At 71.4% G+C, this 26,898-nt stretch carries 22 protein-coding genes, 2 tRNA genes and 6 pseudogenes; 11 read left to right on the top strand and 19 right to left on the bottom strand.

The window, feature by feature from the left end; translation table 11 throughout:
• The first annotated feature begins 69 nt into the window (after positions 1 to 69).
• Positions 70 to 981, top strand: coding sequence for a class I SAM-dependent methyltransferase (locus OV079_RS07900; protein ID WP_267767177.1), 912 nt, complete (start codon positions 70 to 72; stop codon positions 979 to 981).
• Positions 982 to 1,054: 73 nt separating this feature from the next.
• Here OV079_RS07900 and trxA read toward each other — a convergent pair whose 3' ends face one another.
• Positions 1,055 to 1,384 (bottom strand): thioredoxin, encoded by a 330-nt coding sequence (gene trxA, locus OV079_RS07905; RefSeq protein WP_267767178.1) that lies wholly within the window; start codon positions 1,382 to 1,384, stop codon positions 1,055 to 1,057.
• Between the two features lie 193 nt (positions 1,385 to 1,577).
• On the opposite strand from trxA, the gene OV079_RS07910 reads away from it, so the two are divergent.
• The 4 genes and pseudogenes from OV079_RS07910 (at position 1,578) to OV079_RS57415 (ending at position 4,106) form a co-directional block, all read left to right on the top strand.
• A complete protein-coding gene (locus OV079_RS07910) occupies positions 1,578 to 1,964 on the top strand; it encodes a hypothetical protein (protein ID WP_267767180.1) in 387 nt (128 codons plus the stop codon).
• 354 nt (positions 1,965 to 2,318) lie between these two features.
• A complete protein-coding gene (gene ccsA / locus OV079_RS55640; protein ID WP_267767181.1) occupies positions 2,319 to 2,777 on the top strand; it encodes a cytochrome c biogenesis protein CcsA in 459 nt (152 codons plus the stop codon).
• A pseudogene (gene hemA / locus OV079_RS07920) lies at positions 2,774 to 3,826 on the top strand (glutamyl-tRNA reductase); the annotation flags it as partial. The gene ccsA and the pseudogene hemA, both read left to right, overlap by 4 nt.
• A 55-nt stretch (positions 3,827 to 3,881) precedes the next feature.
• A complete protein-coding gene (locus OV079_RS57415) occupies positions 3,882 to 4,106 on the top strand; it encodes a hypothetical protein (RefSeq protein WP_420829510.1) in 225 nt (74 codons plus the stop codon).
• A 309-nt stretch (positions 4,107 to 4,415) separates the two neighbouring features.
• Here the strand turns inward: OV079_RS57415 and OV079_RS07925 are convergent, their stop codons facing one another.
• Both OV079_RS07925 and hemC read right to left on the bottom strand, forming a co-directional pair.
• Positions 4,416 to 4,694, bottom strand: coding sequence for a hypothetical protein (locus OV079_RS07925; RefSeq protein WP_267767183.1), 279 nt, complete (start codon positions 4,692 to 4,694; stop codon positions 4,416 to 4,418).
• Between the two features lie 121 nt (positions 4,695 to 4,815).
• Positions 4,816 to 5,412, bottom strand: a pseudogene (gene hemC, locus OV079_RS57420) (hydroxymethylbilane synthase); the annotation flags it as partial.
• 64 nt (positions 5,413 to 5,476) lie between these two features.
• On the opposite strand from hemC, the gene OV079_RS07935 reads away from it, so the two are divergent.
• The gene (locus tag OV079_RS07935) at positions 5,477 to 5,929 is read left to right on the top strand and encodes a putative quinol monooxygenase (RefSeq protein WP_267767186.1); all 453 of its coding nucleotides are present in this window, start codon (positions 5,477 to 5,479) and stop codon (positions 5,927 to 5,929) included.
• Positions 5,930 to 6,284: 355 nt separating this feature from the next.
• Here OV079_RS07935 and OV079_RS07940 read toward each other — a convergent pair whose 3' ends face one another.
• The 4 genes from OV079_RS07940 to thiS are packed head-to-tail and all read right to left on the bottom strand — an operon-like array spanning position 6,285 to position 8,824.
• On the bottom strand, positions 6,285 to 7,145 hold the full coding sequence (locus tag OV079_RS07940; protein ID WP_267767187.1) for a S26 family signal peptidase: 861 nt from the start codon (positions 7,143 to 7,145) through the stop codon (positions 6,285 to 6,287).
• Entirely contained in the window at positions 7,117 to 7,797 is a 681-nt protein-coding gene (locus tag OV079_RS07945; RefSeq protein ID WP_267767188.1) for a thiamine phosphate synthase, read from the bottom strand. Before OV079_RS07945 ends, OV079_RS07940 begins: the two co-directional genes overlap by 29 nt.
• A gap of 45 nt (positions 7,798 to 7,842) precedes the next feature.
• Positions 7,843 to 8,619, bottom strand: a complete 777-nt coding sequence (locus OV079_RS07950; RefSeq protein WP_267767190.1) for a thiazole synthase — start codon at positions 8,617 to 8,619, stop codon at positions 7,843 to 7,845.
• 1 nt (position 8,620) lies between these two features.
• Positions 8,621 to 8,824 carry a sulfur carrier protein ThiS gene (gene thiS / locus OV079_RS07955; RefSeq protein WP_267767191.1) on the bottom strand — a complete coding sequence of 68 codons (204 nt, stop codon included), beginning with the start codon at positions 8,822 to 8,824 and terminating at the stop codon, positions 8,621 to 8,623.
• Positions 8,825 to 9,098: 274 nt separating this feature from the next.
• Between thiS and OV079_RS07960 the strand changes: the two genes are divergently transcribed.
• Positions 9,099 to 9,779 carry a Crp/Fnr family transcriptional regulator gene (locus OV079_RS07960; protein ID WP_263429637.1) on the top strand — a complete coding sequence of 227 codons (681 nt, stop codon included), beginning with the start codon at positions 9,099 to 9,101 and terminating at the stop codon, positions 9,777 to 9,779.
• A gap of 46 nt (positions 9,780 to 9,825) precedes the next feature.
• Positions 9,826 to 11,037, top strand: a complete 1,212-nt coding sequence (alr, locus tag OV079_RS07965; RefSeq protein ID WP_267767192.1) for an alanine racemase — start codon at positions 9,826 to 9,828, stop codon at positions 11,035 to 11,037.
• A gap of 91 nt (positions 11,038 to 11,128) precedes the next feature.
• Here the strand turns inward: alr and OV079_RS07970 are convergent, their stop codons facing one another.
• The 11 genes and pseudogenes from OV079_RS07970 to OV079_RS08020 all read right to left on the bottom strand — a co-directional run bounded on the left by OV079_RS07970 (position 11,129) and on the right by OV079_RS08020 (position 20,398).
• Positions 11,129 to 12,010: a hypothetical protein gene (locus OV079_RS07970; protein WP_267767193.1), complete on the bottom strand. Its 882-nt coding sequence runs from the start codon at positions 12,008 to 12,010 to the stop codon at positions 11,129 to 11,131.
• Positions 12,011 to 12,225: 215 nt separating this feature from the next.
• Positions 12,226 to 12,585 (bottom strand): L,D-transpeptidase, encoded by a 360-nt coding sequence (locus tag OV079_RS57425; protein WP_420829511.1) that lies wholly within the window; start codon positions 12,583 to 12,585, stop codon positions 12,226 to 12,228.
• Positions 12,586 to 12,650: 65 nt separating this feature from the next.
• Positions 12,651 to 13,481 (bottom strand): annotated as a pseudogene (locus OV079_RS57430) (L,D-transpeptidase); the annotation flags it as partial.
• A gap of 265 nt (positions 13,482 to 13,746) precedes the next feature.
• Positions 13,747 to 14,643 carry a B12-binding domain-containing radical SAM protein gene (locus OV079_RS07980; protein ID WP_267767195.1) on the bottom strand — a complete coding sequence of 299 codons (897 nt, stop codon included), beginning with the start codon at positions 14,641 to 14,643 and terminating at the stop codon, positions 13,747 to 13,749.
• Between the two features lie 214 nt (positions 14,644 to 14,857).
• Positions 14,858 to 15,328 (bottom strand): annotated as a pseudogene (locus OV079_RS57435) (radical SAM protein); the annotation flags it as partial.
• A gap of 22 nt (positions 15,329 to 15,350) precedes the next feature.
• Positions 15,351 to 16,037 carry a hypothetical protein gene (locus OV079_RS07990; RefSeq protein ID WP_267767197.1) on the bottom strand — a complete coding sequence of 229 codons (687 nt, stop codon included), beginning with the start codon at positions 16,035 to 16,037 and terminating at the stop codon, positions 15,351 to 15,353.
• A gap of 1,087 nt (positions 16,038 to 17,124) precedes the next feature.
• Entirely contained in the window at positions 17,125 to 18,096 is a 972-nt protein-coding gene (locus tag OV079_RS07995; RefSeq protein WP_267767198.1) for an N-formylglutamate amidohydrolase, read from the bottom strand.
• Positions 18,093 to 18,281, bottom strand: coding sequence for a hypothetical protein (locus tag OV079_RS08000; protein WP_267767199.1), 189 nt, complete (start codon positions 18,279 to 18,281; stop codon positions 18,093 to 18,095). The genes OV079_RS07995 and OV079_RS08000 overlap by 4 nt, the downstream gene beginning before the upstream one ends.
• Positions 18,239 to 20,089: pseudogene (locus tag OV079_RS57440) on the bottom strand (M61 family metallopeptidase). Before OV079_RS57440 ends, OV079_RS08000 begins: the two are co-directional and overlap by 43 nt.
• Positions 20,090 to 20,234: 145 nt before the next feature.
• Positions 20,235 to 20,306: transfer RNA gene (locus OV079_RS08015), tRNA-Glu, on the bottom strand.
• Positions 20,307 to 20,327: 21 nt separating this feature from the next.
• Positions 20,328 to 20,398, bottom strand: a tRNA-Gln gene (locus OV079_RS08020).
• Between the two features lie 183 nt (positions 20,399 to 20,581).
• Between OV079_RS08020 and ggt the strand changes: the two are divergent.
• A pseudogene (gene ggt, locus OV079_RS08025) lies at positions 20,582 to 22,398 on the top strand (gamma-glutamyltransferase).
• A 132-nt stretch (positions 22,399 to 22,530) separates the two neighbouring features.
• Here ggt and OV079_RS08030 read toward each other — a convergent pair.
• Positions 22,531 to 24,006, bottom strand: a complete 1,476-nt coding sequence (locus OV079_RS08030) for a metallophosphoesterase (RefSeq protein ID WP_267767202.1) — start codon at positions 24,004 to 24,006, stop codon at positions 22,531 to 22,533.
• 104 nt (positions 24,007 to 24,110) lie between these two features.
• On the opposite strand from OV079_RS08030, the gene OV079_RS08035 reads away from it, so the two are divergent.
• On the top strand, positions 24,111 to 26,216 hold the full coding sequence (locus tag OV079_RS08035) for a (Fe-S)-binding protein (protein WP_267767203.1): 2,106 nt from the start codon (positions 24,111 to 24,113) through the stop codon (positions 26,214 to 26,216).
• The gene (locus OV079_RS08040) at positions 26,213 to 26,551 is read left to right on the top strand and encodes a BolA family protein (RefSeq protein ID WP_267767204.1); all 339 of its coding nucleotides are present in this window, start codon (positions 26,213 to 26,215) and stop codon (positions 26,549 to 26,551) included. Before OV079_RS08035 ends, OV079_RS08040 begins: the two co-directional genes overlap by 4 nt.
• The last annotated feature ends 347 nt before the right edge of the window (positions 26,552 to 26,898 follow it).

The raw sequence follows: 26,898 nt of genomic DNA on the forward strand, positions 1-26,898 counted from the left end.
TGACGTGGCTCAGCTCACCGGTGCTCCGCCGGATGGCCGGCCCGGTGCGGTGGAGTATGTTCGCGGCGCATGTTCTTGCGCACGGCCCTTCGCTCCCTCTCGCTGACCGCGCTGGTCACGACGACAGTCCTCCCTGGTTGCGCCTCCAAGCCGGCAGCCCCGGCGGAGACGCCGGCTCCTGGCGGCGAGGATCCCGCAGCCGCGGCGGTCCGCGACGCCGATCCCGCGACGGCGGAGGCGCTCAAGGCGGCCATCGCCGGCCCGCAGCGCTCGGCGGAGAACCGCGCCCGCGACCAGTATCGCCACCCGCTCGAGACCCTGCTGTTCTTCGGCCTCAAGAAGGACCAGACGGTGGTCGAGCTGTGGCCCGGCGGCGGCGGGTGGTTCACCGAGATCCTCGCGCCCACGCTGCGCGACAGCGGCAAGCTCATCGTCACCAACTTCGACACGAGCGGGCCGGCCGACGCCTACCAGACCCGCAACGGCAAGAAGTTCCTCGACAAGCTGGCCGGCGCGCCCGAGGTCTACGACAAGGTCGAGGTCGTGACCGTGACCGACCCGTCGGCGCTGGTGCTCGCGCCCGAGAACTCGGTCGACCTGGTCGTCACGTTCCGCAACACCCACGGGTGGGTCGAGGACGGCATCGACGGGGCCATCTACGGCGCGGCCTTCAAGGCGCTCAAGCCCGGCGGCGTGCTCGGCGTCGAGGCCCACCGCGCCAAGCCGCAGCAGGTCGACGACCCGAAGAAGGTCGCCGAGACCGGCTACCTGCCCGAGGACTGGGTGGTGTCCCGCATCGAGTCGTTCGGCTTCAAGCTGCAGGCGCGCTCGGAGATCAACGCCAACCCGAAGGACACCAAGGACTACGAGAAGGGCGTGTGGACCTTGCCGCCGTCGTTCGAGCTCGGCGACAAGGACCGCGACAAGTACGCGGCCATCGGCGAGAGCGACCGCATGACGCTCAAGTTCGTCAAGCCGTGAGCGGCGCGCGCGAATGAACAAAAGGACAGGTCCCGAAGGACCTGTCCTTGAAGACTGCTGCGAGCAAGACGGGTCAGACGACCGTCTTGATGAACTCGGCGATCTTGCCGCGCGAGCCGCCGCCGACCATGCGGTTGGCCAGCTTGCCGTCCTTGAACAGCAGCAGGGTGGGGATGTTGGTGACGCCGTACTCGACGGCGGTGTTCTGATTGCGATCGACGTCGAGCTTGACGATCTTGATCTGGCCGCCGAGCTCCTCGGCGAGGGCGTCGAGGTGGGGCGCGATCGCGCGACACGGACCGCACCAAGTGGCCCAGAAATCGACCAGAACCGGGGTCTGCGAGTCGATGACGTCGTTCTTGAAGGTTTGGTCCGAGGTGTTGGTGATCTTGTCGGATGCCATGGTGGTTGGGGCGGGTGAAGTGCAGGCCAGAGGGCCGTGAAGCAGTCAGGCTTGGACGGGCTTGCAGTGGAAGTGGGGGCCGCTCGCGGCGGTGGCGCGCGGCGCTCCCGGCGTCGCGCCGGCCAGAGCATGGTGCCGGGCTCGCGGCGGCGCAAGGGTTGTGAGGCCGCGCGCGCGGCTACCCTGGCCGGGTATGCCGCGGATCTTCGTCGCTCAGACCCTCGTCGACACCTGGCTCTCGACAGGGGGCGTGTCTCTCGAGCAGGACCTCCTCCGCGTGTCGGGTCCGCCGTCGGTCGATCTCTTCATCAACCCCGCGGTGTGGTTCGAGCGCATCGACGGCGGCGAGGCCGATCCTCACGACGTCGTCGGCCGGGTGAAGACGTCGCAGGAGCTGGCGCAGATGGGCGCCGACCATTACGAGAGCTCGGTCGTGATGGGCGACTACGCGTACACCGTGAAGCCAGGCTTCATCGCCACGGTGGTCGACGCGCGCGGCGCCGAGGTCCGCCTCGACGGGCCGACGTGGGGCCGTCTCATGCAACAGATCGAGACCCTCGGCACGTCGTCCGATAACTAGCGTCGCATGCTGATCCTGTTCATCCTCGCCTCGCTCGCCTACGGCGCCGCGATCTTCGCGTACGCGCTCGACCCGCCCGCGAGCGAGGCGCGCGCGGACGCCCAGTCCCGCGAGACGCGCGGGGATCTTGCTGGCCCTCGCGGCGGCGCTGCACGTGGCGTGCATCGGCGCCCAGTGCGTCGGCGGCGAGCACCCCTTCAGCTCGGTGTTCCTCGCCACGAGCTTCGGAGCGCTCATCGCGGTGGTCGGCGGCCTGGTGGTCGGGCGCATCCGTCGCGCGGCGACGCTCGGCGCGATCGTGGCGCCGGTCGGCCTGCTCGGGCTGTCGATCGGGGTGATGTTCGAGCCGCGAGCGTGCACGACCCACTGCCGGCGCCCACGAGCGCGCTGGCGAAGGCGCACATCGGCCTGGCGACGGCGGGCCTCGGCGGGTTCACGATCGCGGCGGGCATCGCCGCGCTCTACCTGACGATGGACCGGCGACTGCGGCTGAAACGCTGGAAGCCACAGCCTGGCGGGCTGTCGCTGACCGGACTCGAGCGCCTGCACTACCATGCAGTGATGCTGGTGGTGCCGGTGCTGACCCTGACCATCGTCACCGGGGTGCTGTGGACGGTGAAGTCGGGCGGAGTGGCGGCGATCGGCGGGCGCTGGATCGAGGTGGTGATGGCGGCGGCGGCGTGGCTGTGCAGCGCGGCGATCCTGGTGATGCGCGCGGCGCTCGGGGTGCGCGGCCGCAAGTCGGCGCTGCTGACCCTCGCCGCGTTCGCGTGCACGCTGCTGGTGCTCGTATGGTACGGGGTGCGGGCATGACGGAGCTCGTCGCGGTCGGCCTCAACCACAAGACGGCGCCGGTCGAGCTCCGTGAGCGCCTGGCCTTCGGGGCAGGTGACCTCGCGGCCGCGCTGTCGGCCCTGCGCGAGCGCGCGGGCCTCGGCGAGGTGATGATCGTGTCGACCTGCAACCGCGTCGAGGTCTACGGGGTGGCGCCGCACTGGGCCCGCGCCGGCGAGCGCGTGCTGCAGGCGCTGGCCGACACGCGCGCGGTGCCGCTGACCGAGCTGGTGGCGCACACGTTCGTGCGCGGCGAGCGGGCCGCGGCGAGCCACATCTGTCGCGTCGCGGCGAGCCTCGAGAGCATGGTCGTCGGCGAGCCGCAGATCCTCGGCCAGGTCAAGGACGCGTTCGAACTGGCGCAGCGCGAGGGTACCGTCGGCGGGGTGCTCGACCGCTGCCTCGGCACGGCCTTCCGCGCGGCCAAGCGGGTCCGCAGCGAGACCGAGGTGGCACGCGGCGCGGCCAGCGTGCCGTCGGTCGCGGTCGACCTGGCGCGATCGATCTTCGGCGAGCTCACCGGCAGCGGCGCGCTGCTCGTCGGCGCCGGCGAGATGGCGTCGCAGGCAGGGGTCCATCTCAAGGCGGCGGGCGTGGCCGAGATCGCGGTGGTCAACCGCAGCGAGGCCCGCGGGCGAGCGCTGGCGGACGAGCTGGCGGCCCGCTTCGCGCCGTGGGACAGCCTCGACGCCGAGCTCCGCCGCGCCGACATCGTCGTGACCAGCACCGGGGCGCAGCGGCCGGTGATCGACCGCGCGCTGCTGCGGCCGGTGATGAAGGTCCGCCGCGGCAAGCCGATCTTCTTCGTCGACATCGCGGTGCCCCGCGACGTCGAGCCGGAGGTGGCGCGCCTCGAGCAGGTGTTCCTCTACAACATCGACGACCTGCAGGGGATCGTCCACGACAACATGCGCGCGCGGGCGGCCGAGGCGGAGCGCGCCGGGTCGCTGGTGGAGGAAGAGGTCGGCGAGTTCGTGGCGTGGCAGCGGGCCCGCTCGATCGGTCCCATCGTGCAGGCGCTGCAGCAGCACGCGCGCGATCGCGGAGGCGGAGCTGGGGCGCGTCCGCGGCAAGCTGCAGGGCCTGGCGCCCGACCAGCAGAAAGCCGTGGAGGCGCTGGCCAACGGGATCGTGCAGAAGCTGCTGCACAAGCCGATGACGGCGCTGCGCCAGGCCGCCGTGGGCGAGGGCGCCGAGGCCGACCTGGCCGGGGCGGTGCAGCAGCTGTTCGGTCTCGAGGTGCCGTCAGCGACGGCGACCGCCGAGGCGGCGGCGGGGCTTGTGAAGCCCGAGCTCGTGCGCGAGTGACGGGTCGCTGCGGACCCTCAGGCGGGGCCGAGCCGCGAGCGGAGGCGAAACGCCGGCGCGGGATGGGGCTGCGTTCGCAAGCGCATGGTGCGGCGGGCGCTCTCGCAGGGCGGGCTCCGTCACTGGTGAGCACGCGAGGGCCGCAAGGGACATGTCGTCGAGAGCATGTCCGATAGGGCGAGGCCCGGCGCGCGCTCGCGCGAGGCGAGCTCCGTCACTGGTGAGCACGCGAGGGCCGCAAGGGACATGTCGTCGAGAGCATGTCCGATCGGGCATGTTGTGAGGGACATGCCCGTGGGAGCATGTCTCTCAGGTCTTGTGCGCGAGGGCGGCGAGCACGGCGTCGGCGCCGAGGCGGAGCAGGAGCTCGGCGACGGCTTTGCCGAGCTCGGGGGCCGTTTCCGGGGGGCCGACGCGGGCGGCGGTGAAGCAGGGGCGGCCGCCGGGATCGGTGATGACGCCGCGGACGTGCAGGAGGTCGTCGCGCAGCTCGGCGTGGCAGCCCATGGGGACCTGGCAGCCGCCGTCGAGGCGGGCGAGGAAGGCGCGCTCGGCCGCGGCGACGGTGGCGGCGTGGGCGTCGCCCAAGGGGGCGACGAGGGCGCGCACGCGGTCGTCGTCGGCGCGGCTCTCGAGCGCGAGGATCCCGACACGCGGCGGGGCAGAACTGCTCGGGATCGAGGCGCGCGTCGATCCGGTCGGCGAGGCCGAGGCGGACGAGGCCGGCGGTGGCCAGCAGGATGGCGTCGTAGTCGCCGGCGTCGAGCTTGCGCAGGCGGGTGGGCACGTTGCCGCGCAGCGGGCGGATCTGCAGGGCGGGGTTCAGGCGCAGGGCGAGCGCGCCGCGGCGCAGGCTGGTGGTGCCGAGGGTGGCGCCGGCCGGCAAGGAATGAATGGACAGGTCACTCGGGACATGTCCTTCGGGACAGAGCTTGGCCCGCAGCGCGGGGCCGAGGACGAGGGCGTCGCGGGCGTCCTCCCGCGGCGGGGTGCAGACGATGGCGAGGCCGGGGTGCAGATGCCCGGGCAGGTCCTTCATGCTGTGGACGGCGAGGTCGACGGCGCCGGCGGCGAGCTGCTCCTCGATGGCGTTGACGAACAGGCCCTTGCCGCCGATCTGGTTGAGCGGCCGGTCCTGGATCCGGTCGCCCTCGGTGGTGATGTGGACGAGCTCGACGACGAGGTCGTCGCCCCAGGCGGCGCGCAGCCGGTCGCGGATGTGATGCGCTTGCCACAGCGCCAGCTCGGAGGCGCGGGTTCCGATCCGCAGCGGACGGTCGAGGTCGGGCTTGGTCGAGGCGGTCATGCCGGCCGCGAATGATAGCGCCTGCGCTCGTTGACGCGCCACTGCGGCGGACGCGGTCGGCGCCGTGGCCGACCTCGACGCTTCTCGCGGGCGCCTGCATGCTGTTGCCCGTGCGATCCGCCGATCGGGCGCGAGCGAGCCGCTCGCGGGACAGGTTTCAGGGAGGGCGACTTTGATCCGCGTGATGTACTGGTGGCAGGTGAAGCCAGGCCGAGAGGAAGCGTTCGCAGCGGCCTGGGGCGAGATTACGCGGTGGATGCGGGCGCACGCGCCCGGCGCTTGCGGCAGCCTGCTGGTCCGTAGCGCCGACGACCCGCACGAGTTCGTCGGAGTCGCGCGCTGGACCAGCCGGGCGGCGTGGGAGGCGTACCAGGCGAGCGACCCGCACGCTGCGGAGCTGCTGGCGCACACGCAGGTGATGCGGGCGACGTCCGAACGGTCGCGCCCGCCCGCGTTTTTTGAGGAGGTGTCCGACCTGACGCTGCGCGGCGAAGGGGAGCAGGCGGACGGGGACTGAGGCGGTCTCAGAGCTCGTCCGCGGACGCTCGGGGCGCCTGTTGCCGTGGGCCGGCGAGCGCGGAGCGGACGCGGTGGCGGCGGACGAGATTGACCTCGTCATGGTGCCGTCGGCCGGCGACCCGAGTGAGGGCGCGGCAGCGGAGGCCGTGGGAGAGCAAGTCGTCGTCGGAGGCTCGGGCGGCCTGTGGCCGCTGGTGCGCACTTCGTGAGCGAGGACGCCGGCGCCCAGGCTGCGGCGACGGGCTTCGTCCCCCTATACGCGCGCCGCTGCTGCGTATGCTCGGAAAGACATGTCGTGATGGGCTTGTCGATAAGGACATGTGCCATTGCACATGTCTTGATGGGCATGTCCTTCAGCGCTTGTCTTTTGCCGGATCTTCGGGGGCGCCGCCGAGGCGGAGGACGATCTCGCCGCGGATCTGGTCGGACTCGACCCAGCCGATCGCCCGCGAGTCGCAGCAGGCGCCCTCGTCGCGGTTGTCGGCGACGAGCAGGTAGCCGTCGGCCGGCATCTCGTACGGGCCGCCGTCGGCCGGGACGCCCATGCCGTGCCAGGCGTCGGGGCCGGCGGTGCTGGCGAGGACCTGATAGCGGCGATCGCCGATGATCTCGAAGGAGGTGGGGCGCCCGCCGGGCTCGCCGGGGCCGTCGCCGGGCTTGTGCGCGAGCGGCTCGCCGTTGATGGCCAGGCCGAGAGCGCCGCGCGCGTCGCCGAAGGTGACGCTGTCGCCGGGGACGGCGAGGATCCGCGCGACCCGCAAGCTGCGCGGCGGGGGCTTCCCGGCGACGCCGCTGCGCCGCTGCACTTTCTCCCACTCGTCGTCGAGGCCGAGCTCCTTGGGATCGACGACGGCGGTGTTGCGCAGGCGATCGCGGGTGCCGGGCACGCGCGGGCGCGCCTCGGGCACCGGCTTTTCGCCGGGCTGCTCCTGCACGGGCGCGGGCTCGGGCGGCGGGGGCGGCGGCGTGGGGTCGTAGACGACGAGGTCGCCGCGATCGAGGCCCCAGGTGCCGCGCACGAACAGGACGTGGTCGCCGCTGTGGAGGTTGGGCGCCATGCCGTCGCCGTGGATCTCGACGACCGTGGCGAAGCTGCAGCGCAGGACCAGCAGGGCGGCGCCGCCGACGAGGACGCACCAGGCGAGCCGCGTCGGCCAGGTGCGATCCGGCGGCGCGGGGTAGTCGTCAGGCTCTGGTTCGCGGCGAAAGAACATGCGCGACGCGGAGCAGTTCGCTCAGCGCGGCGACATCTTGCTCGACCCGCGCGGGCGGACCAAAGAAGACGCCGATCCCGGCGAGGGCCCGGGCCCCGGCAGCCAGGCAGTCGGCGGCGGTGGCTGGGCCGACGCCGCCGAGCGCGACCACGCAGGCTGCGGGATCTGCGGCCCAGGCGCGCAGGCCGGCGAGGCCGATCGGGCGCTTGCTGCCGAGCGGGGCGCCGGGCTGGGCGGTGGTGGGGGCGAAGACCGGGGCGACGAGGGTGTAGTCGACGAGGTGGTGGCCGGGCTGCGGCACGCCGTGGACGGCCCGTCCGAGCAGGCCGGGCAGGCGCGGGCGCAGGTCTGCGAGGCGGGCGAGCGAGGGGTCGCCGCGCAGGTGGAGGCCGTCGACATCGAGCGCGGTCGCGCGCAGGGCGTGCTCGGGATCGACGGCGAGGAGCAGCGGGACGGCGCGCTCGCGGCAGCGGCGGATCAGCGGAGCCAGGCGACCGGCGGGGTCGAGGAGGGCCTCGGGCGCGGCGCCGGGCTCCCGCAACAGGACGGCGAGGGCGAGCTCACCCGCGCCGGCGCGCCAGCACGCGACCAGCTCGGGATCGACGGGGCCGGTCGGCGGGGTGATGGCGAGCAGGTGGAAGGGCGATGCCACGAGAGCGCGAGCGGGTGCGCGAGCGACGACGCGGCAGAGCGCCCGTCACTCGATCATGCCGGTGGTCGGGCTCGAGGCGCTGCCGACCACGCGGGCGGGCATGCGGCCGGCGCGGAAGGCCTTGCGACCGGCGACGATGCCGTCGCGCATGGCCTCGGCCATGAGCACGGGAACCTGGGCGTGAGCGACGGCGGTGTTCATGAGCACGGCGGTGCAGCCGAGCTCCATGGCGATCGCGGCGTCGCTGGCGGTGCCGACGCCGGCGTCGACGATGACGGGGATCTTGGCCTGCTCGATGATGAGGCGGATGTTGTGCGGGTTGCGGATCCCGAGGCCGCTGCCGATCGGCGCCGCGAGCGGCATGACCGCGGCGCAGCCCATCGCCTCGAGCTTGCGGCAGACGATCGGGTCGTCGGTGCAGTACGGAAGGACCACGAAGCCCTCGTCGAGGAGGATCTTGGCGGCCTTGAGGGTCTCCTCGTTGTCGGGCAGGAGCGTGCGTGGGTCGCCGATGACCTCGAGCTTGACGAGCTCGGCGATGCCGAGCTCGCGCGCGAGGCGGAGGGTGCGGACGGCCTCGTCGGCGGTGTAACAGCCGGCGGTGTTCGGCAGCAGCGTGTAGCGGCCGCGGTCGATCCACGACAGCAGGTTGTCCTTGACCTTGAGGTCGACGCGCCGCAGCGCGACGGTCACGATCTCGGCGCCGCTGGCGGCCAGGCAGGCGCGCGTCTCGTCGGCGTCCTTGTACTTGCCGGTGCCGATGATGAGGCGCGAGGTCAGAGTTCGACCGGCGAGGGTCCAGGTGTCGTGTGTGTCGCTCACTTCAGCCTCCGCCGACGAAGGTGACCACCTCGAGCCTGTCACCGTCGACCAGCTCGGTTTGGTCGTAGGTGGCCCGCGGCACGATCTCTCGGTTGCGCTCCACCGCTACCTGTCGCGGGTCCAGGCCCAGCGAGGCGACCAGCGCCCCGACCGTGGTCCCGGGCGTGAACGGGTGCGGCTCACCGTTGAGCACGAGCGTCGGCACGGGCGGAAAGGTACAACGAACTGGTGGTGGGACGAGCTGGCGCCATGTGCGCCGGCACGACATGGATCACAGCGTTGCCCAATTCACTCACCTGTGGCGATCGTGCAACAGGTCTCCAGGGGCGCGATGATCGCCGTATTTTTGGAAGACGATTGGAAAATCAAAGAGTTAGGCGTTCGACGCGCCGTGCCGGCGTTTGGCCCGCTTTGTGCTGACCTTCACAAGCATGCACGTTGAGTCGGAATCCCGCCGCCCTAGCATCCCCCTGGAGCGCATGGAAGCCCAGGATATCTTGTCCTGCGTCGAGCCCTTCACCGCTGCCCGCCCCGCCGAACTGGAAGTGTTGGGCCGCACTGCGGTGCGCGTCCGGAAGACGCCCGCCAGCATCCTCTGCCACGACGGGCAGCCCGCTGACGGCCTCTATATCGTGCTCCGCGGGCGCATCAACCTGGTCCGGGCCGTCGACGGCAACCGTGACCTCATCCTGTCGAGCCTCGGGCCCGGCGAAGTGTTCGGCGAGAACTGCGCGATGCCCGGGATGGTGATGTCGACGACCGCCGTCGCCGCGGTCCAGAGCGAGATGCTCCGGATCCCCGGCGAGGCGCTCAGCGAGCACCTCCGGCGCGAGCCCGAGACCGTGGTCCGCTTGATGCGGCTGCAGTACGAGAAGCTCCGCGAGGTCGAGGCCGTGGCCAGCGGCCTGGCGCTGTGTGACGTGGAGCAGCGGCTGCGCCGCACGCTCGCCCGCCTCGCCCGCCGCCAGGGCCGTCGCAACCCGGCCAGCGCCGGCTGGATCCTCGCGCCCGTGCCGACGCAGTCGGAGCTCGCGCGCATGGTCGGCTCCTGTCGTGAGACCGTGTCCCGCACGCTCAGCGCGATGGCCCGCAACGGCCTGGTCAGCGGCAGCGGCCGGCGCATGATCCTCAACGACAGCCTCGTCAACGAGACGACCTGAAGCCGCGGAATGTCGGCGGGGCCGGACGCGTTGGGGGACGCGTCCGATGCCACGTTCCCCGACTCCTCGTGCTAACTTCAGGCCCGTGCCTTATTCCGGGCCTGAACGTCGGGTCGCCGACCGCAGGCAAGCTCCGATCATCGAAGTCCGGCCGACTTATGCGTATGTCGACGCCGGCGCGATGGTCCACAACCTGCGCACCGTGCAGGCCGCCGTCGGTCCGCGCTGCCGCGTGCTCGCGGTGGTCAAGGCCGACGGCTACGGCCACGGTGCGATCGAGGCGGCCCGCACGTTCGTCGACGCCGGCGCGTGGGGCTGCGCGGTCAGCCTGGTCGAAGAGGGCGTCGAGCTGCGCCAGGCCGAGATCCGCGCGCCCGTGCTGGTGCTCGGCGGGGTCCATCCGGGCTCCGAAGACGTGATCGTCCACCGCTCGTTGACGCCGGTGGTGTGGGCCCGCGAGCACCTGCAGCTGCTCTCCGCCGCGGTCCGCCGCAGCGGGGCGCCGCCGCTGCCGATCCACCTGAAGATCGACACCGGGATGTCGCGCCTCGGCGCGCTGCCGGGGCAGCTGCCGGAGTTCCTCGACTGGCTCGAGGGCGACGACGGGCAGCACGTCCGCCTCGAAGGGGTGATGACCCACTTCGCCTGCGCCGACGAGCCCGACGACGTGACGAGCCCGCGCCAGCTCGAGTCGTTCCGCGACAGCCTGGCGGTGCTGGCCAGCCGCGGGTTCCATCCGCCGATCCGCCACGTGTGCAACAGCGCCGGGCTGGTCCGCCTGCCGCACGCGCACTTCGACATGGTGCGCCCGGGCGTGGCGATCTACGGGGCCGCGTCGAGCCGCGAAGTCGAGCTGCCGGGCCTCAAGATGGCGATGAGCGTGCACTCGCGGATCCTCGGCATCCGCGAGCTGCCGGCCGGCGCGCGGGTGTCGTACGGGCATCGCATGGAGCTGAACCGGCCGTCGCGCCTCGGCATCGTGCCGGTCGGCTACGCCGACGGCTACCCGCGGCGCATGAGCGGCCAGGCCCAGGTGCTGGTCCGCGGGCACCGCTGCCGGGTGGTCGGCAACATCACGATGGACGTGTCGATGATCGACGTGACCGACCTGCCCGACGCCCGCGAGGGCGAACGCGTGACGCTGCTCGGGCCGCAGGGCCGCGACCGCATCGACGCGTACGAGCTGGCGCGCTGGGCCGACGTGATCCCTTACGAGATCCTGTGCGGGATCTCGAAGCGCGTGCCGCGGCGCGGGTAGTCGGACATGTCCTCGGGGGCATGTCCAAAGAGACAACGACGAAGGGACATGCCCGTGTGGGCATGTCCCTCGTGACAGGCGATCGGAGCGCTCAGTTGCCGGAGGGCGGCGGGGCCGAGGTGGTCGGCGGCTGGCTGCTGGCGGGGGGCTCGCCGCCGGCGGGCAGGGGCGGGGCGGCCTCGTTGCAGTCCTCGGAGCCGACGTAGTCGGGGTGGCAGGGGTCGCTGATGTCCTGCACCTTGGTCGGCGGCGCGCCGCCGGTCTGGCTGGCCGGCTTGGCCCAATTCACCTCGGTCTTGGCGAAGGTGTTGGTGTTGCCGGCGTCGAAGATCTGCTCCTCGTTGACGTAGCTGTAGAGGTAGTGCTGCTCGGTGGCGAACAGGGCGGTGATCGTCGACTGCTTCTTGACCTCGTGGCTGCCGCTCGAGGTGGTGGTGATCTCGGTCTCGTCGGTGTCGGTGACGAGGCGCGCGACGGTGATCGGCGGCTCGCCGGTCTTGTAGAAGCCGTCGACCTTGCTGGTGACGGTGCCCTCGCTGTAGCGGCCCAGCTTGCCCTTGCGGCCGCGCTTCTTGTCGTCCTTCCAGGTGTCGCCGGCCTTGAGCGGGCGCGCGGGGACGGTGAGGAAGGCGGTCTCGAGCGCGTCCAGAGCCTGCTGCAGGACGACGCGGAGCTCGGCCGAGAGGTCCTCGGGGAGCTCGGGCATGTGGAGGATCTTGCCGCTGTCGTCGACGTTGAAGTCGACCTCGAGGCCCTGCAGCTGCTGGCCGGCGGTGCGGTTGAACTCGGCGACGCTGACCGGGAAGCTCGGCGGGAGGCTCCACTTGACCGAGACGGCGCTGAAGCGCGCGGTGACGGCGGTGCCGCCGTGGGTCTCGTCAGGACCGCGGACGGTCAGGGTGAGATCGAAGCTGAAGCTCTGCGAAGAACTGGTGGCGCTGCTGGCGGCGCGGATGGTGGCGCTGCGACGCACGCTGCCCTGGTAGACCTGGCCCGGGGTGAGGTCGTAGCGCAGCGTGATGCCCTCGGCCGGCGCCTCGACCTTGGTGAGGCCGGGTCCGGTGTTGCAGCCGGACAGCGACGGAGCGGCACAGAGGAGGAGCGCGAGGAGCCAGCGAGGGGCGCGAACCATGGCCCGGAACATACGCGGGCGCGCGTCGCACGGTCAACCGGCGCCGATCCGACGCGCTATCCGGCCGCAGCGGCGGCCGGGACGGCCTCCGCCGCGGCAGCGGCAGCCTCGGCCCGGCGCTCGTCGGCCTCCTCCTGCCGGCGCTTTTCCTCCTCGGGGTCGGGCGGGCCGATCGGCCGCTCCTGAAAGAAGGCCTGGTCGGGCGGGAGGCTGGAGTCGCGGACGTGGACGACGACGCTGCGCTCGAGGTCGGCGGGCAAGTAGCCGGTCCACCCGGCCGGCAGCGCCGGGGAGACCCACTCGAACAACCACCGCGCGTCGAGCGGGGCGAGGTTGACGCAGCCGTGGCTGCGCCGCTTGCCGAACTGGTCGTGCCAGTAGGCGCCGTGGAGCGCGTTGTGGCCCTGGAAGAGCATGACCCAGGGACATGTTCGACCATGTACGGGTTGTCCTCGTAGTCCTGGTTGGCCATGGTCATGCTCGCGACCTTGGCCCAGATCGGGTAGTTGCCCTTCGGCGTCGGCGAGCCCTTGCCCGAGCTGACGAGGGTGGCGTAAACGGGCCGCTCGCCGCGGTAGGCGACGAGGACCTGCTCGCCGAGATCGACGTCGATCCACTGGTCGTCGCCGCTGGCGAGCCGGTTGTCGCGCAAGGCGCCCTCGGGGATCGCGGTGAAGACGACCTCGTTGAGGTTCTTGGCCTGCACGTAGCGTCCGTCGCCGATCTTCCACCAGCGGTCGGGGTCGGCTTCGCCTGTCTCTTCGAGCAGGTCGACGCGCTCGCGCAGGCCGAGGGTGCCGACCTGCGCAGCCTTGACGGCGGGCTCGGCGAGCACGGGGACCTTGTCGCGCGAGGACCAGGCGAAGGCGGGGCCGATGGCGGTAGAAGCGTCGATGTAGACGCCGTGCCAGGCGGAGCCCTGGCCGAGCCAGCCGACCGACGACTTGCTGACGAGCTGGCCGTCGACGGTCTCGACGTAGGCGGCGCCGTCGACCTCGAGGGTGCGCGCGACGGCGAGGTTCATGCCCTCGCTGAGGCTGCGCGCGGCGACGCCGGTGCGCACGCCGTCGACGCCGCGGTACATGAGGGCGCCCTCTTCGCGGACCTTGGCGTAGTCGTAGGGCAGGCGCCGATCGCCGCGCATGCGCTCGCCGAGCGCGTGGCCGACGGTCGGCTGCTCGCGCCCGGGCTTGACGTGCTCGGAGCAGACGTAGCCGAACGGGTAGACGGCGTACCACGGCTTGCCCTTGCAGCCGCTGCTGTCGCGGCTGGCGACCACGCCGCGCACGAGCAAACGTGTCCCTTTGGACATGGTGGCGATCCGCTTGCTCGGCGACCACGGTCGCGTGCGAATGCCGGTCTCGGGCCAGTGGGTCTCGACGATCGCGGCGGGCGCAGCGTCGACCTTGATGCCCTCGCGCGCCTCGTCCACGGGCTCGAGACGGCCGAGCGCGGCGAAGGTGCGGAGGACGGTCCAGGCGACGAGGAGCTGCACGGCGAGACGCTACCACGGCCGCGCGCGCGGACCGCAAAGTCGTCCACGCGCGAGCGGGGTGCGGATATTCCGGCGCGCCGGCTCAGGAGCCGGAGCTGGCGCCAAGGACAGGCAGCGGGAACTTGTTGCGCCGCTCGGCCGCCTTGCCCCGCCGCCGCGCCCACGCGGCCTCGTCGCCGAACTTGAGCGGACGCGCCACGGGCGGCGTGGCCTCGAAGGCACGGATCCAGTCGGCGTAGCGGGCGCCGGCTCGCACCGCCTGGATCGCAGCGTGACCGGCGTCAGGGCCGCGCTGGGCCAGGAAGTATTCGATGTGCGCCCAGCGCGGCGACTGCGGCCGGATCTCGACCTTGCCGCCGAGGCCGCTGCGGATCCGTCGCAGCCGCTCCTCGGCCGCCTTGACGCCCATGAAGGCCTGGCCGTCGAGCGGGGTGTTGCGCTTGGCGACGAAGGTGGAGAAGGTCAGCGCGAGGCGACCGATGCCCGCGAGCTCGCGCGCGAAGCGGATGAGCTCGTCGACGTCGGCGTCGGTCTCGCCGGGGGCGCCGATCATCTCGTAGACCTTGAGGCGGTGGAAGCCGTGTTCGTGGACGAGCTTGGCGGCGCGCAGAAGATGCTCCTCCTTGATCTTGCGATCGAGCAGGAGGCGCATGCGCTCGCTGATGCCGTCGGAGGCGACGGTGATCGTGCGGTGACCGCTGCGCTGCATGTCGCGCAGGAAGGCCGGGGTGAGGCGATCGGCGCGCAGGCTGGAGATGCTGACGGAGCGGCCGGACTCGACGAGGCTGGCGACCAGCGGCTCGAGGTCGGGGTGATCGGTGACGGCGGCGCCGACCAGGCCGACCTTGCGCGCCTGCTCGGGCACGAGGTCGAGGACGCGATCGATCTCGACCAGGCGCATGCCGCCGCCAGGCTGGATCCGCATGACGCAGAAGGCACACTGGCGCGAGCAGCCGCGCTCGGGCTCGACGAGGAACATGTCGGCGAGCTCGGTATCCGGGGTGAGGATCGCCGAGTAGGCCGGGACCCGCCCTGCTCGCGCGCGCCGGCTCGGGGATGTCGTGCCACAAGCCGGGGGCGACCTCGCCGACGATGGTGTGCGGGAGCTCGGCGGCGGCGGCGATGGCGGGCTCGCGGCGGCGATGCGAGAGCAGCCGCTCGATCGCCTCGGGCAGGACGTCCTCGGCCTCGCCGGCGATGAGAAGGTCGGCGAAGGGCAGCAGACTGCTGGGGTTGGAGAAGGTGAGGGGACCGCCGACGACGAGGATCGGATCGTGCTCGCGGCGCTCGGCGGCCAGCACCGGAATACCTGACCCTTCGAGCAGGCGGACGAGGCCGGCGAGCTCGAGCTCATAGGCGACGGAGATGGCGACGACGCGGTACGAGGACAGCGGGCGTTCGCCCTCGTAGGTGAGGATCGGCCGCTTCGGCTGCGGCCACGGCAGCGCCATCGGCTCCCAGACATCAGGCAAGAAGGCCCGGTGCGCGCCGATCTGCAGCTCGTGCAACAGACGGTAGAGCGTCTGGAAGCCGAGGCTGGACATGCCGGCGCGATAGGGGCTCGGATAGGCGAAGGCGACCTCGGAAGGTCGCCCCACGCCCAGAGTCCCGATCTCACGGTCCAGACGGGCCCGCAGTAGGGCCCGCTCGTCGCTCACGGCCATGCGTGAAGTCTAGCCGCGCCGACTAGAAGCGCAGCGCGAAGGAGCCGGCCGCGCCGCCACCCGGCAGGGGCGCCGCGCCGAGGCCGGTGACCTCGAGCCGCTTCTTGCCGGCGTAGAAGCCCTTGCCCTTCTTCTTGTTGGTGCGATCGACGGCGATCATGGCGATGCCACCGACCAGCAGCGCGCCGCCCGCCGCGATGAGGATCGGCGTGACGAGGTTGAGGGTCTTGAGCGAGTTGAAGTCGTCGTCGACGTCGCCGGTGTACTGACCCTGCGGGAAGGTCGTGATGACGCCGCCCGGTGCAGCGGCCTCTTCGATACCGCTGGCCCGGTTCTTGGCCCCCACGAGGGTGCCGATGCCGCCGCCGACAGCGCCGACGCCGAGCACGGCGAGCACGACGCCGCCGATGAACAGGCCGGACACGCCGCGCTTCTTCGGCGCGTCGTCCTCTTCAGCGCTGTTGCTGCTACCGCCGCTCTTGCGCTTCTGCAGCAGCGGGTCCTCCTCGTCGGTCGCGGGACGCGACGAGGTGTTGTTATTGGTCGTGGGCGTGGGCGCGGCTGCCGGACCGCCGGTGACACACTCGGGGTTGTTGTCGGACTTCTGCAGCAGCTCCTGCGCCTTCTTGCGCAGGTCGGCGTTGTTCTGCTCTTTGACGAGGAACAGCTCGAGGTACTGCTTGACGCGGGCGCAGTCCTTCAGCTTCACGCGTCCTGGCCGATGTTGAAGGCGAAGATGTGCTTGTCGGGCGCGAAGTTGTAGGCCTGCTCGAACCGGATGACCGAGTTGTAGTAGTCCTCGCGGTCGTGCGCGGCCTTGGCCTCGCCGAACAGCTCTTGGCCCAGGTGAGGCGCTCTTCCTGAGACAGGGTGCTCGGGTCGGGCGGCGCCTCGGGCTGGACGCCGTTGCCGCCCGGCGGGGGCGGAGGCGGCGGACCGGCCCAGGCGACGGAGGTGGGCAGCGCGAGAGTGGTGCAGAGGAGGGCAGACAGCGAGACGCGCAGGATCGACATGGGCAGGTCGTTTCTCTCTGGTTGCTCAGCCGAACGGATCGGCGACTTCGCTCTTCTTCTTGGGCTCGGCCTTCTTGGCGCCGCCGCCTCCACCGCCGCCGCTCGGCTCTTGGTCTTCTTGACCGTCTTCTTCGCGTCGGGCGTGGCTGCAGCGTTGGGATCGGGCTGGCCAGGCGTGGCGACGCCGGGCTGCGCGGGCGCGTTGGGATCGACTTGGCCGGGCGCGACGACGCCGGGCTGACCCGGGACGTTCGGCTGGCCCGGCAACGGCTGACCCGGGACGTTCGGCTGACCCGCGACGCCGGGCTGCCCCGGCTGATTGGGCGCGGCCACCGGCGGCGGTTGGACCGGAGGCGTGGGCCCTTGGTCTCGACCTTCGCGGGCGCCGGCGCCGGCGGGGGCGGCGGATCGGGCTTCAAAATCATCGCCAGCGCGACCGCGATGCCGGCGACGGCGAGACCGCCACCCAGCGCGATCGCCAGGATCGGCTTCTGCGGCGGCGGAGCCTCCTGCACGGGCGCAGCGTAGGTCTCGGGCTGCGGGGGCGGCTCGGGGGCGGGGGCGGTGGCGGAGGCTCGGGCTCCGGCACCATGGTCGGAGTCATTGCAAGCTCGTCGACGAGCTGACCGAGCAGGTCGTCAAACGCATCGGCGTTGCCGGATGTGGTCTTCTTGGGTGCAGCCACGGTGCCTCTCCTTCAACGGAGCCGAGAGCGGTTGGTCGATGTTAGCCTCTCGGGCAGGAGCGATACAAGGGTTTGCAGAAGTGCATCGGCGAAGATGTTCACCGCGCGGCGCTTTCGCTGGTGAGGCCAAGGCCGGTCTGCGCGCTCGCCAATGCGCGCACGAGGGATTCCACACGGTCGATCAGCGCTGCCAAACGCGGGCGGCTGGGCCGGATGGGCGCGGCTCCGGCGGTCGACGCGAACGCGGCGAGCTCCGGCCACACCGCGGATCTCGCCTCGTCCATGTAGAGCGCGCGATTCACCTCGAGCTGCAACGCGTGCTGCCCGGCCTCCGGTCTGCCGAACGAGCGCACGAGTTCGCCGCCGCGGTAGGGGTCGTTGAGGCGCACGGAGAGCGTCGTCCGACCGTCCGCAGACGCGCGTAGCGCCGCGAGCGCCCGCTGCTGCAGCGCGGGACTGCAGGCTCCGCCCTCGTAGGTGCCGAGGATCAGGTCGCCCGGGACGCTGCTCGGCATGCTGTGGGCGTCGAGCAGGATGGCGTGGCCGAAGCGGGCCCGCCGACGCGCGAGCAACACCGCGAGGGCGCGGTGGTAGGGGAGGTAGTAGCGGCCGAGACGCTGCGCGAACTCGGCGTACGACAGCGGGCGATCGAGGATGGGGATGTTGCCGACGGCGTTGCCCCACACGACGCCGCGGTTCTTGGCCTGCGGGCCGCACCAGCCGCGGCGATCGGGGCGCGGGGCGGGGTGATCCGGGACGATCTCGGGGCTCACGTCGTCGGGCGCGCGGTTGAGATCGACGAGGAGCCGGCTGTACTCGGCGCGCACGACGGCGGCGCCGAGCGCCGTGGCGCGGCTGTAGAGCAGGTGGACCTCGTAATCGGCGTTGCGGGCGAACTCCACCGCGGGCCTGGCCCGCGTGGCGTCGTTGGGCCAGGCGAGGCCGACGTGCGGCAGGCTGATGACGAGCGGGGTGATGTGCTGGGCCGGGATGAACCGGAACGGCAACGGCGTGCCCGTCGTGTGGCCGACGTCTTCGGCGGTGAGCTGCTCGAGCGCGGGTTCGATCACGGATCGCTCCAGCGCCGGCCGGACCAGGCTTCGAAGCGCGCGCGGGCGGCGGGATCGGCGTCGTCGATGCGCTCGATCTGCGGGGCGCCGCGCGCGGCGGCGAAGGCGATCGGGAGCGTCAGCACCCGCTCGCGCCGGCTGACTAGGAGCTCGGCGGAGGCTCCCGGTTGCAGGTGGTCCCACACGCGGGCGGCCCGGGCGGAACGCAGGCGCAGCCAGCTGCCGCCCGGGCGGCGCGCGGCCAGCGCTTGTCGCCGGAGGCGAGGCCGGCGCGCTCGGCGGGGGAGTCGGTGCGCACGAATTCGACCCAGGGGCTGCCGGCTCGATCCTGGAGGGTGAAGCCGAGATCGATGAGGCCGGGCTGAACTGGCTTTTCGGACAGGCGCAAACCGAGCTGCGCGAGCGAGGCGAAGTCCAGCTCGATGGGCTTCGACCAGAGCGCGCGGATGGCGCTTGGGACCTCGCCGAGGCCGCTCTGCTCGCCCAAGATCTGCTCGAGGTCCTCGACCCTAAACCCTGGATAAGAATAGGTATTTGTGGTGGCCGGGCCGCGCGTCTCGAGTCCGCCGGGGCCGCGCCGCCAGAGCTCGGCGAGGACGCCGTCGAGGCCGCTGCCGCTCGGGCGCAGCTCGCGGAGCCAGAGGTCGAGGAGCAGCGCGACGAGGCTGCCCTTGAGGTAGTAGCTGACCGACGCGTTGGGGCTGTCGTCCTGCGGACGGTACAGCTTGATCCACGCGTCGAAGCTCGATTCTTCGAGCGACTGCACGAGGCGGCCGGGGGTGTCGCGCAGGCGGCCGATCGACTCGGCGAGGCGCTGCAGATGCGCTTGACGCTGATCTCGCCGCTGCGCAGGACGAGGAGGCCGTCGTAGTAGCTGGTGAAGCCTTCGGCGATCCACAGCTCTCGGGTGTAGTTCTCGCGGCCGTAGTCGAACGGACCGAGAGCGCGGGGGCGCAGGCGTTTGACGTTCCAGGCGTGGAACAGCTCGTGGCTGGCGAGCTCGAGCAGGTCGTAGACGCCGCCCTCGCTGTCGTCGTCGCGGTCGAGGTTGCCTGCGTGGACGCGCCGCGCAGCCGGCGCCCAGGACTCCGGCTCGACGCCGAGGACGCTGCCGGCCAGGTGTTCGAGGCCGCCGCGCGCGCCCACGGCGGCGTGGACGAGGAAGGTGTAGCGGTCGTAGGGGCGGGCGGGCCAGAAGCGCTCGACCTGGTCGACGACGCGGGCGAGACGCGGGAGGACGAAGTCGGGGAAGGGCTCGCCCCACACGGCCAGGCGCACGTGCTCGCACGGCGCGGGGAGGTGGGTGATCGAGAGGAGGCCGGCCTCGATCGGGGTGTCGAAGAGGGCGTCGAGGTCGGGGAGATCGACCTCGAAGTGGCCGGGGCTCCGACGCTCCTGGCGTTCTGGGTCGGCGGCCAGGCTGACCGCGGTCCAGCCGGGCAACAGCTCGACGGCGACGCGGAACGGGCCCGTGTAGCCCTCGGGGACGAGGAACAGCTGCGGCGGGTGGAGGTAGGCGTGGCTGGCGTCGTGGTGGGCGGTGCGGACGCTGAGGTCGTGGGAGTAGACGGTGTAGTCGACGACCAGCCGCTCCCCGGGGCGGGTGGCGAGCTCGAAGCGATCCTTGGCGAGCTTGCGGATCTCGCGGGGCGTCGCCGACGCTCGCGGCGATCGTGCGGATGTTGCGCGCGTACTCGCGGAGCACGTACGAGCCCGGGCTCCAGGCCGGCATCCAGAGCTGGCAGATCTCCCCGGTCGCGGTCAGCTCCAGGCGGACGTGGACGAGGTGCGCCCCCGGCTGCGGGAAGGTGATGCGGTAGGCGACGAGATCCACGCTCGCAGGATAGCAAGGTGGTCCGGGCCGACGAATTTTCGCGCCCGCATCGCCGTTCGGGGCGCCCGGAAAATCGCCGCGAAGCGGGTTCCAAGGAACACGGCCGACGCTTCGACCCGCGCGCCCCCGAGCACCTTCGCCGGTGCCCGGGTGGGTCACCCGCCGGCCCGCTGGTCCTCCGACCTCAACGTGTGACCCATCACGCCGCAGCGAGCAGTCGCTGCGGCGTCGTTTTTTGGGCCACCGGGGTTCGTGAGACCAAAAGAGGAAAGCCCTCAGCGGGTGCTGAGGGCTTTCGAGTGAGTGACCCTGTCGGGACTTGAACCCGAGCTTTCGGCGTGAGAGGCCAACGTCCTAACCGCTAGACTACAGGGCCAGAAACTCTCGGACGTGGTAGTTCGGGGACAGGGATTCGAACCCCGATAGGCGGTACCAGAAACCGCAGTCCTACCATTAGACGATCCCCGAAGAAGGGCGAGGCGCCGAGGGGGGTGTTGGTGGCTCGAACCGGGTCGGTTTGGGCCGCCCCCTGGGCGCGTCCGAGGTGGGGGGAGGATGCTCCAAGCCTCTCGGAGTGTCAAGCACGATTCGGACCGACACGAAGGTGCGAATGGCGCGACAGTCCGAGGGAGGCCATGTAAGGTTCCGGCCATGCCTGCCCCTTCAAAATCGTCCGTATCCCTGGCTCTGACGCTCTGGCTCGTCGCAGGGGCGCTGGCGTGCAGGCCCGCCGCCCCTGCGGCGACCCCGTCTCCCGGTCCGTCGAACGCGCCGACCGCGCAAGAATCGGCCGAGCACGGCGCCGCCAGCGGGAGATCGCTCCCCGAGAAGGACGCGAGCGATCCTGCCACGGCGGTGGGCATCCACGGAGCGGTGACCTCGGCCGAGCGCCACGCCAGCGAGGTCGGGGTGGCGATCCTGAAGAAGGGCGGCAACGCGGTCGACGCGGCGGTGGCCGTGGGCCTGGCCCTGGCGGTGACCCACCCGAGCGCCGGCAATCTCGGCGGCGGCGGGTTCATGGTCATCCGCATGGCCGACGGGCGCACCGCGGCGATCGACTATCGCGAGGTCGCGCCCGCGGCGGCGACGCCGACCATGTTCCTCGACGCCAAGGGCAACCCGACGCGCGAGAGCGTCGAGGGGCCGAAGGCGGCGGGGATCCTGGGACCGTCGCGGGGCTGGCGCTGGCCCACGAACAATTCGGCAGCTTGCCGTGGCGAGATCTCGTGCTGCCGGCGGTGGCACTGGCGCGCGACGGCCACGAGCTCGACAGCTTCCACGCGGAGGATCTCACCACCGGCAGCGAGCGAATGCTGAAGCTCGGCTACAAGGACGCCGCGGCGATCTACCGCCGGCCGACGGGCGAGACGTTCGTGACGGGGGACGTGTGGAAGCAGCCGGACCTGGCGCGCACGCTCGAGACCATCGCCGACCAGGGACCGCGGGCGTTCTACGAGGGGCCGCTGGCCGACAAGCTGGCGCGCGAGGTCAAGGCGCTCGGCGGGATCTGGAGCGCCGACGATCTCAAGGCGTACCGCGCGATCGCCCGCGAGCCGATCACCTTCAAGTACCGCGACCACGACGTGATCACGATGCCGCCGCCGTCCGGGGGCGGGGTGGTCCTGCGGCAGCTGTTGGCGGCCCGCGAGATCTTGAAGATCTACGAGAAGCCGTGGCTCAGCGTCGACGAGCTGCACCTCTACGTCGAGTCCGCGCGGCGCACCTACGCCGACCGCAACTTCCTGCTCGGCGATCCGGCGTTCGTGAAGATCCCGCTGACGCAGCTGACCGATCCGTCCTACCTGCAGTCGCGGCTGGCGGACATCGACCCGAACAAGGCGACGCCGTCGTCGAAGATCGCGGCGGGGATCGGCACCAAGACGTCGATGCAGACCACGCACTACTCGGTGGTCGACGTGCTCGGCAACGCGGTCGCCAACACCTACACGCTCAACACGGGTTTCGGCGCCAAGGTGGTCGTGCCGGGCACGGGGGTGCTGCTCAACAACGAGATGGACGACTTCTCGGTCAAGCCGGGCTCGCCCAACACGTTCGGGCTGGTGCAGGGCGAGCAGAACAAGATCGAGCCGGGCAAGCGCATGCTGTCGAGCATGAGCCCGACGATCCTGGTCAAGGACGGCAAGCTGCGCGCGGTGGTCGGCACGCCCGGGGGCTCGACGATCTCGACGACGGTGACCCAGATCGTGCGGGCGCTCATCGACTACGGGGCGACCATCGACCAGGCGGTGAAGGCGCCGCGGGTCCATCATCAATGGATGCCGGACCGGATCGTCACCGAGCCGACCCTCGATCCGGCGACGGTCGAGGGGCTCAAGGCCAAGGGGCACACGATCGCCGAGTGGCCGTCGATCGGCCACGCCAACTCGATCGAGGTCGATCCGAAGACCCAGGGCTACCGCGCGGTCGCCGACATCGCCCGCGACGGCGGCGCGGCGGTCGCGTACTGAGCGCGACTGCAGGCGGTTTCGCGGTCCTCTCGCGTGCGTCCGCGTCGGGGCCGTCGCCGGCGGACGTCCGAGGTCCGTGGCTCCGCGGCGAAACTCATCTGGCGCTCCGAGCATGTCTAAAAGGACATGCTCTCAAGCACCTGTCGCTACGGGCATGTCCGAGAGCGAGCGATCGGCGACGACCTCGTCGCTGGGGCGCGCGGACGGGGCCGGGGGCAGGGGCGCGGCGTCGAGGACGACCACCGCGTCGTTGCGCCAGGCGCGGAGCTCGACCTTCTCGAGGCGGCCGGTGGCGTGGTCGCGGCGGACGACCAGGTGGGAGCCGTCGAGGAAGCAGCCGCTGTTGGCGTAGACGACCTCGTCGTTGCGGGCGATCACGCCGTTGTGGCTGTGGCCCATGAGGACCAGGGGCACGCCGGTGGCGCGGCCGACGTCGCAGGCGACGCGGGCCATGTCGTCGGCGATGGCCCGCGGGCGGCGGCGCTTGCGGAGGCGGCGGATCGACAGCCAGCCGAGCAGGGCGCCGGCGACCAGGCCGGCGAGGCGCGGGGCACCGAGCGCGGCGGCGAGACCGACGCCGATCCCGAGGCAGGCGAGGACGCTGAGGATCGCGTCGAGGGCGGTGATCCGGAGGACGCCGGCGACGGTGGCCGACGCGGGGGGCGGGGCCATCGACTGCAGCGCGGTCAGGGTGCTCATCTGCAGGCCGGCGGTGGCGGCGATCCGCTCGAGGCGGGCGACGTGCATCGCCTGGCCGGCGCGGTCGACCCGGCCGGTGCGGGCCCACAGCGCCAGCAGGCGGAAGGCCATCCGGAAGTACAGCATGATCGCGTAGAGGATGAAGCGCAGGCCGCGAGCCCAGGCCCAGCGGATGTAGTCCCACGGGGTGATGAACTTGTCGGCCGCGTCGTAGTCGATCTCCGGCATCGCGTTGGTGAAGCTGCGCGTGGCCACCTCCGCCAGCGATTGGACCAGGCGGCCGCCGCGCGTCGGGGCCAACATCTGTCCCGTGTGACAGGCGGCGTCGAACACGTGTCCGTGCTCGATCCACACGCCGCCGGCCTCACACAGGAACCACGGCACGAACCGCACCCGCGCGACCTGGTCGAGGCGCGGGCTGCCGGTGTGCGTGATCGTGAGGGAGGCCTCGCCCAGGCCGGCGTAGAGGCGTTCGGTGAGGGCGCGGCGGACGCCGGGGTAGAGGAACTCGGCGTCGTGGTTGCCGACGACGAATACGATGTTGTTGCCGGCGGCGAGGAAGCGGACCAGCGCGTCCTCGACGCCCGGGTAGGCGTCGAGCACGGCGTGGAGGCGATGGACCGCGAGGGCCTCGCCGACGAGGCGCTTCTCCTGGCCGACCTCGATGTTCCAGAAGTCGATGAAGTCGCCGTTGATGACGAGCTGCCAGCGCCCGGGGCCGCGGGCGTAGTGGTCGAGGAAGCGGGGCAGGCCGCGGTCGATGTCGACGGCGAGGTGGACGTACTCGCCGCGCATCCGCGGTTTGAGGTGGGAGCCGAGGTGGAGGTCGCTGATGAGGAGCAGGTCGGGCGCGCGGGCACGGGGGCCGGGAGTCGGCTCGCGGTCGGGGCGCTGATCGGACGGGACCATCACGGAAAATGCGGGAGATTTCGCCGGGGCGCGGTCTCGCGCGCAGAGGCGAACGCTGGCCTCTGCCCTGTGGTATAGCGTGCTTGCCCAAAGCCCGCCCTGCCATGCTCAAGCAGATCGCCTTCGCCGCCGCCGTCGCGTTCTCGCTCGGCCTCTTCACCTACTCCGTCTCGGGGCTGATTCGCACCGTCGCGCTCGGCCGCCCGTCGGACCTCAAGGAGACCTGGGCCCAGCGGATCGCCAGCCTGATGGCCTTCTTCTTCGGTCAGGGCAAGGTCGTCGAGGAGAAGCGGAGCTGGCACCACCTGCCCATCTACTGGGGCTTCCTCATCCTGACGATCGCCACGGTCGACATGGGCCTGTCCGGCCTGTTCGGCGCGGGCATGAACCTCTCGCTGATCATGCCCGACGCGGTCTACCGCGGCGTGATGGCGGTGGTCGACGTCGCCAACGTGATCGTCATCGCCGCGATCGCCTACGCGATGACGCGCCGCTTCATCCGCCCGCCGTTCGTGCCGCTGAGCCTCGACGCGATGCTGATCCTGTCGGCGATCAGCCTGCTGTGCATCAGCCACTTCGGCCACCACGCGTTCGAGATCGCGGGAGCGGGTCACTACGCCGGCGGAGCGCCGGTGTCCGCGGCGATCAGCGGCCTGTTCTCGGGGATGGACCCGCACTTCGCCCACATCGCTTCGGAGGTGTGCTGGTGGGTCCACATGGGCATCGTCCTGGCCTTCCTCAACTACCTGCCGTTCTCGAAGCACATCCACGTGCTGACCTCGGCGCCGAACATCCTGCTGCGCCGCCAGGGCCAGCGCGGGGCGATGCCGAAGGCCAAGCTGTTCGACGGCGAGCCGACCGACCCCAACGCCGAGCCGCTGTTCGACAACTGGGGCGTGGGCAAGGTCGAGGACTTCACCTGGAAGAGCCTCCTCGACAACTACTCGTGCACCGAGTGCGCCCGCTGCACGATGTACTGCCCGGCGTTCGCGACCGAGAAGCCGCTGTCGCCGATGCACCTCATCCACGACCTCAAGGACGAGATGAAGGAGCGCGGCAAGCTGCTGGTCAAGCTGCAGAAGGCCGGTGGCACGCTCAAGGACGACGCGCCGGAGGGGCCGAACAAGTCGATCATCGACAAGATCAAGGCCGACCTCGGGGCCCTGCCGCCGCTGGTGGGCGGCCGCGTCAAGGACGCGACGCTGTGGGCCTGCACGACCTGCGGGGCGTGCCAGGAGGTGTGCCCGGTGTTCATCGAGCACCCGCTGAAGATCCTGCAGATGCGCCAGCACATCGTGCTCAACGACGAGTCGGGCCGCACGCCCGGCGAGGTCACGCGCGTGCTCGGCAACATCGAGGGCGCCGGCAACCCGTGGAGCCTGCCGCAGGACGACCGCATGAAGTGGGCCGAGGGGCTCGAGGTGCCGCTCATCGACGACGTGCCGGACGCCGAGTACCTGCTGTTCGTCGGCTGCGCCGGCGCCTACGACGACAATGCGAAGAAGACCACGCGCGCGCTGGCCAGGGTGCTGCAGGCCGCGAACGTGAAGTTCGCGGTGCTCGGCAAGCGCGAGAAGTGCACCGGCGACACGCTGCGCCGCCTCGGCGCCGAGATGGCGTTCCAGACGCTGGCGCAGGAGAACGTCGACACCTTCAACGAGGCCAAGGTCACCAAGGTGATCGCCTCGTGCCCGCACTGCTTCCACACGATCAAGAACGAGTACCCGCAGTTCGGCGGCAACTACGAGGTCATCCACCACAGCCAGCTCATCACGCACCTGCTGCAGGCCGGCAAGCTCAAGCTCGACCACACCAGCGAGCGCACGTTCACGTACCACGACTCGTGCTACCTGGGCCGCTGGAACGGGGTCTACGACGCGCCGCGCGAGATCCTCGAGCACGCGACCCGCGGCAAGGGCAAGGTCCAGGAGCTGCAGCGCAACCGCGAGCACGGGTTCTGCTGCGGCGCCGGCGGCGGCCGCATGTGGATGGAGGAGGAGCCGGCCAAGCGCGTCAACATCAACCGCGCCAAGGAGGTCGCCGAGGGCGGCGCCAACGCGGTCGCGGTCGGCTGCCCGTTCTGCCACACGATGCTGTCCGACGGCCTCAAGGCGCTCGGCAAGGACGAGGCCGTCGAGGTCATGGACCTCGCGGTGGTGGTCGCCCAGCAGTTGCCCCCCGAGGCGCCGCGCCCGGAGGCGAGCGCGTGAGCGAGGCTGTCCCTTCGGGCAGGCGAGCGCGGGCGCTGACCGAGGCGCTGACGGCCGCGTTCGCGCCCGAGCACCTCGAGGTGCGCGACGAGAGCCACATGCACGCGGTGCCGAAAGGCGCAGAGAGCCACTACCGCGTGGTGGTCGTCAGCGCCGGCTTCGCCGGCAAGTCGCTGGTGGCGCGCCACCGCGAGGTCAACGCGGCCGCGGCCGAGGAGCTGCGCTCCGGGCTGCACGCGCTGGCGATCGAGGCGCTGACGCCCGAGCAGTGGCAGGCGCGCGGCGAGCAGGCGGCCAAGAGCCCGCCCTGCCTCGGCGGCAGCAAGGCCGGCTGAGCCGGAGTTCGCGGCGATCTGTCTTCAGGGGCAGGTCCTGCCTCGCTTGAGAGAGCGTCTCGCTGCGATCGCCGCTGGCGCCGACGGCGAGCTCTGCCTCCGAGCGGGTCGTGACGCCGATGAGCCCGGAGGGCCTGGGCTCCTCGACGGTGCTCGCTCGCGCGCCGTCGCGGGCACGGGCATCGGCGAGACACCCGGCCGCTGACGGACATGTCTCGCTAGATCGATCATTCTCCTGTCCCGAAGGACAGGAACGAGCATCCAGCCGTTGCTGTTGCGGGCTCGAGCATCGGCGAGACGCCCGGCCTGCCGGCGGGCATGTCTCGAGAGACAGCTTTTTATTCTGT

It is taken from the genome of Nannocystis pusilla (assembly GCF_026626665.1).
In the GTDB taxonomy this organism is placed as follows: Bacteria; Myxococcota_A; Polyangia; order Nannocystales; family Nannocystaceae; genus Nannocystis; species Nannocystis pusilla.

Coding starts and splice junctions, on each gene's coding strand:
- OV079_RS08030 (WP_267767202.1), bottom strand. CDS start 24,006: ATGGTCCCGTCCGATCAGCGCCCCGACCGCGAGCCGACTCCCGGCCCC.
- OV079_RS07960 (WP_263429637.1), top strand. CDS start 9,099: ATGGAAGCCCAGGATATCTTGTCCTGCGTCGAGCCCTTCACCGCTGCC.
- OV079_RS07900 (WP_267767177.1), top strand. CDS start 70: ATGTTCTTGCGCACGGCCCTTCGCTCCCTCTCGCTGACCGCGCTGGTC.
- OV079_RS08035 (WP_267767203.1), top strand. CDS start 24,111: ATGCTCAAGCAGATCGCCTTCGCCGCCGCCGTCGCGTTCTCGCTCGGC.
- OV079_RS07980 (WP_267767195.1), bottom strand. CDS start 14,643: ATGTTCCTCGTCGAGCCCGAGCGCGGCTGCTCGCGCCAGTGTGCCTTC.
- OV079_RS07910 (WP_267767180.1), top strand. CDS start 1,578: ATGCCGCGGATCTTCGTCGCTCAGACCCTCGTCGACACCTGGCTCTCG.
- OV079_RS07940 (WP_267767187.1), bottom strand. CDS start 7,145: ATGTTCTTTCGCCGCGAACCAGAGCCTGACGACTACCCCGCGCCGCCG.
- OV079_RS57425 (WP_420829511.1), bottom strand. CDS start 12,585: ATGCTCTTCCAGGGCCACAACGCGCTCCACGGCGCCTACTGGCACGAC.
- trxA (WP_267767178.1), bottom strand. CDS start 1,384: ATGGCATCCGACAAGATCACCAACACCTCGGACCAAACCTTCAAGAAC.
- alr (WP_267767192.1), top strand. CDS start 9,826: ATGCCACGTTCCCCGACTCCTCGTGCTAACTTCAGGCCCGTGCCTTAT.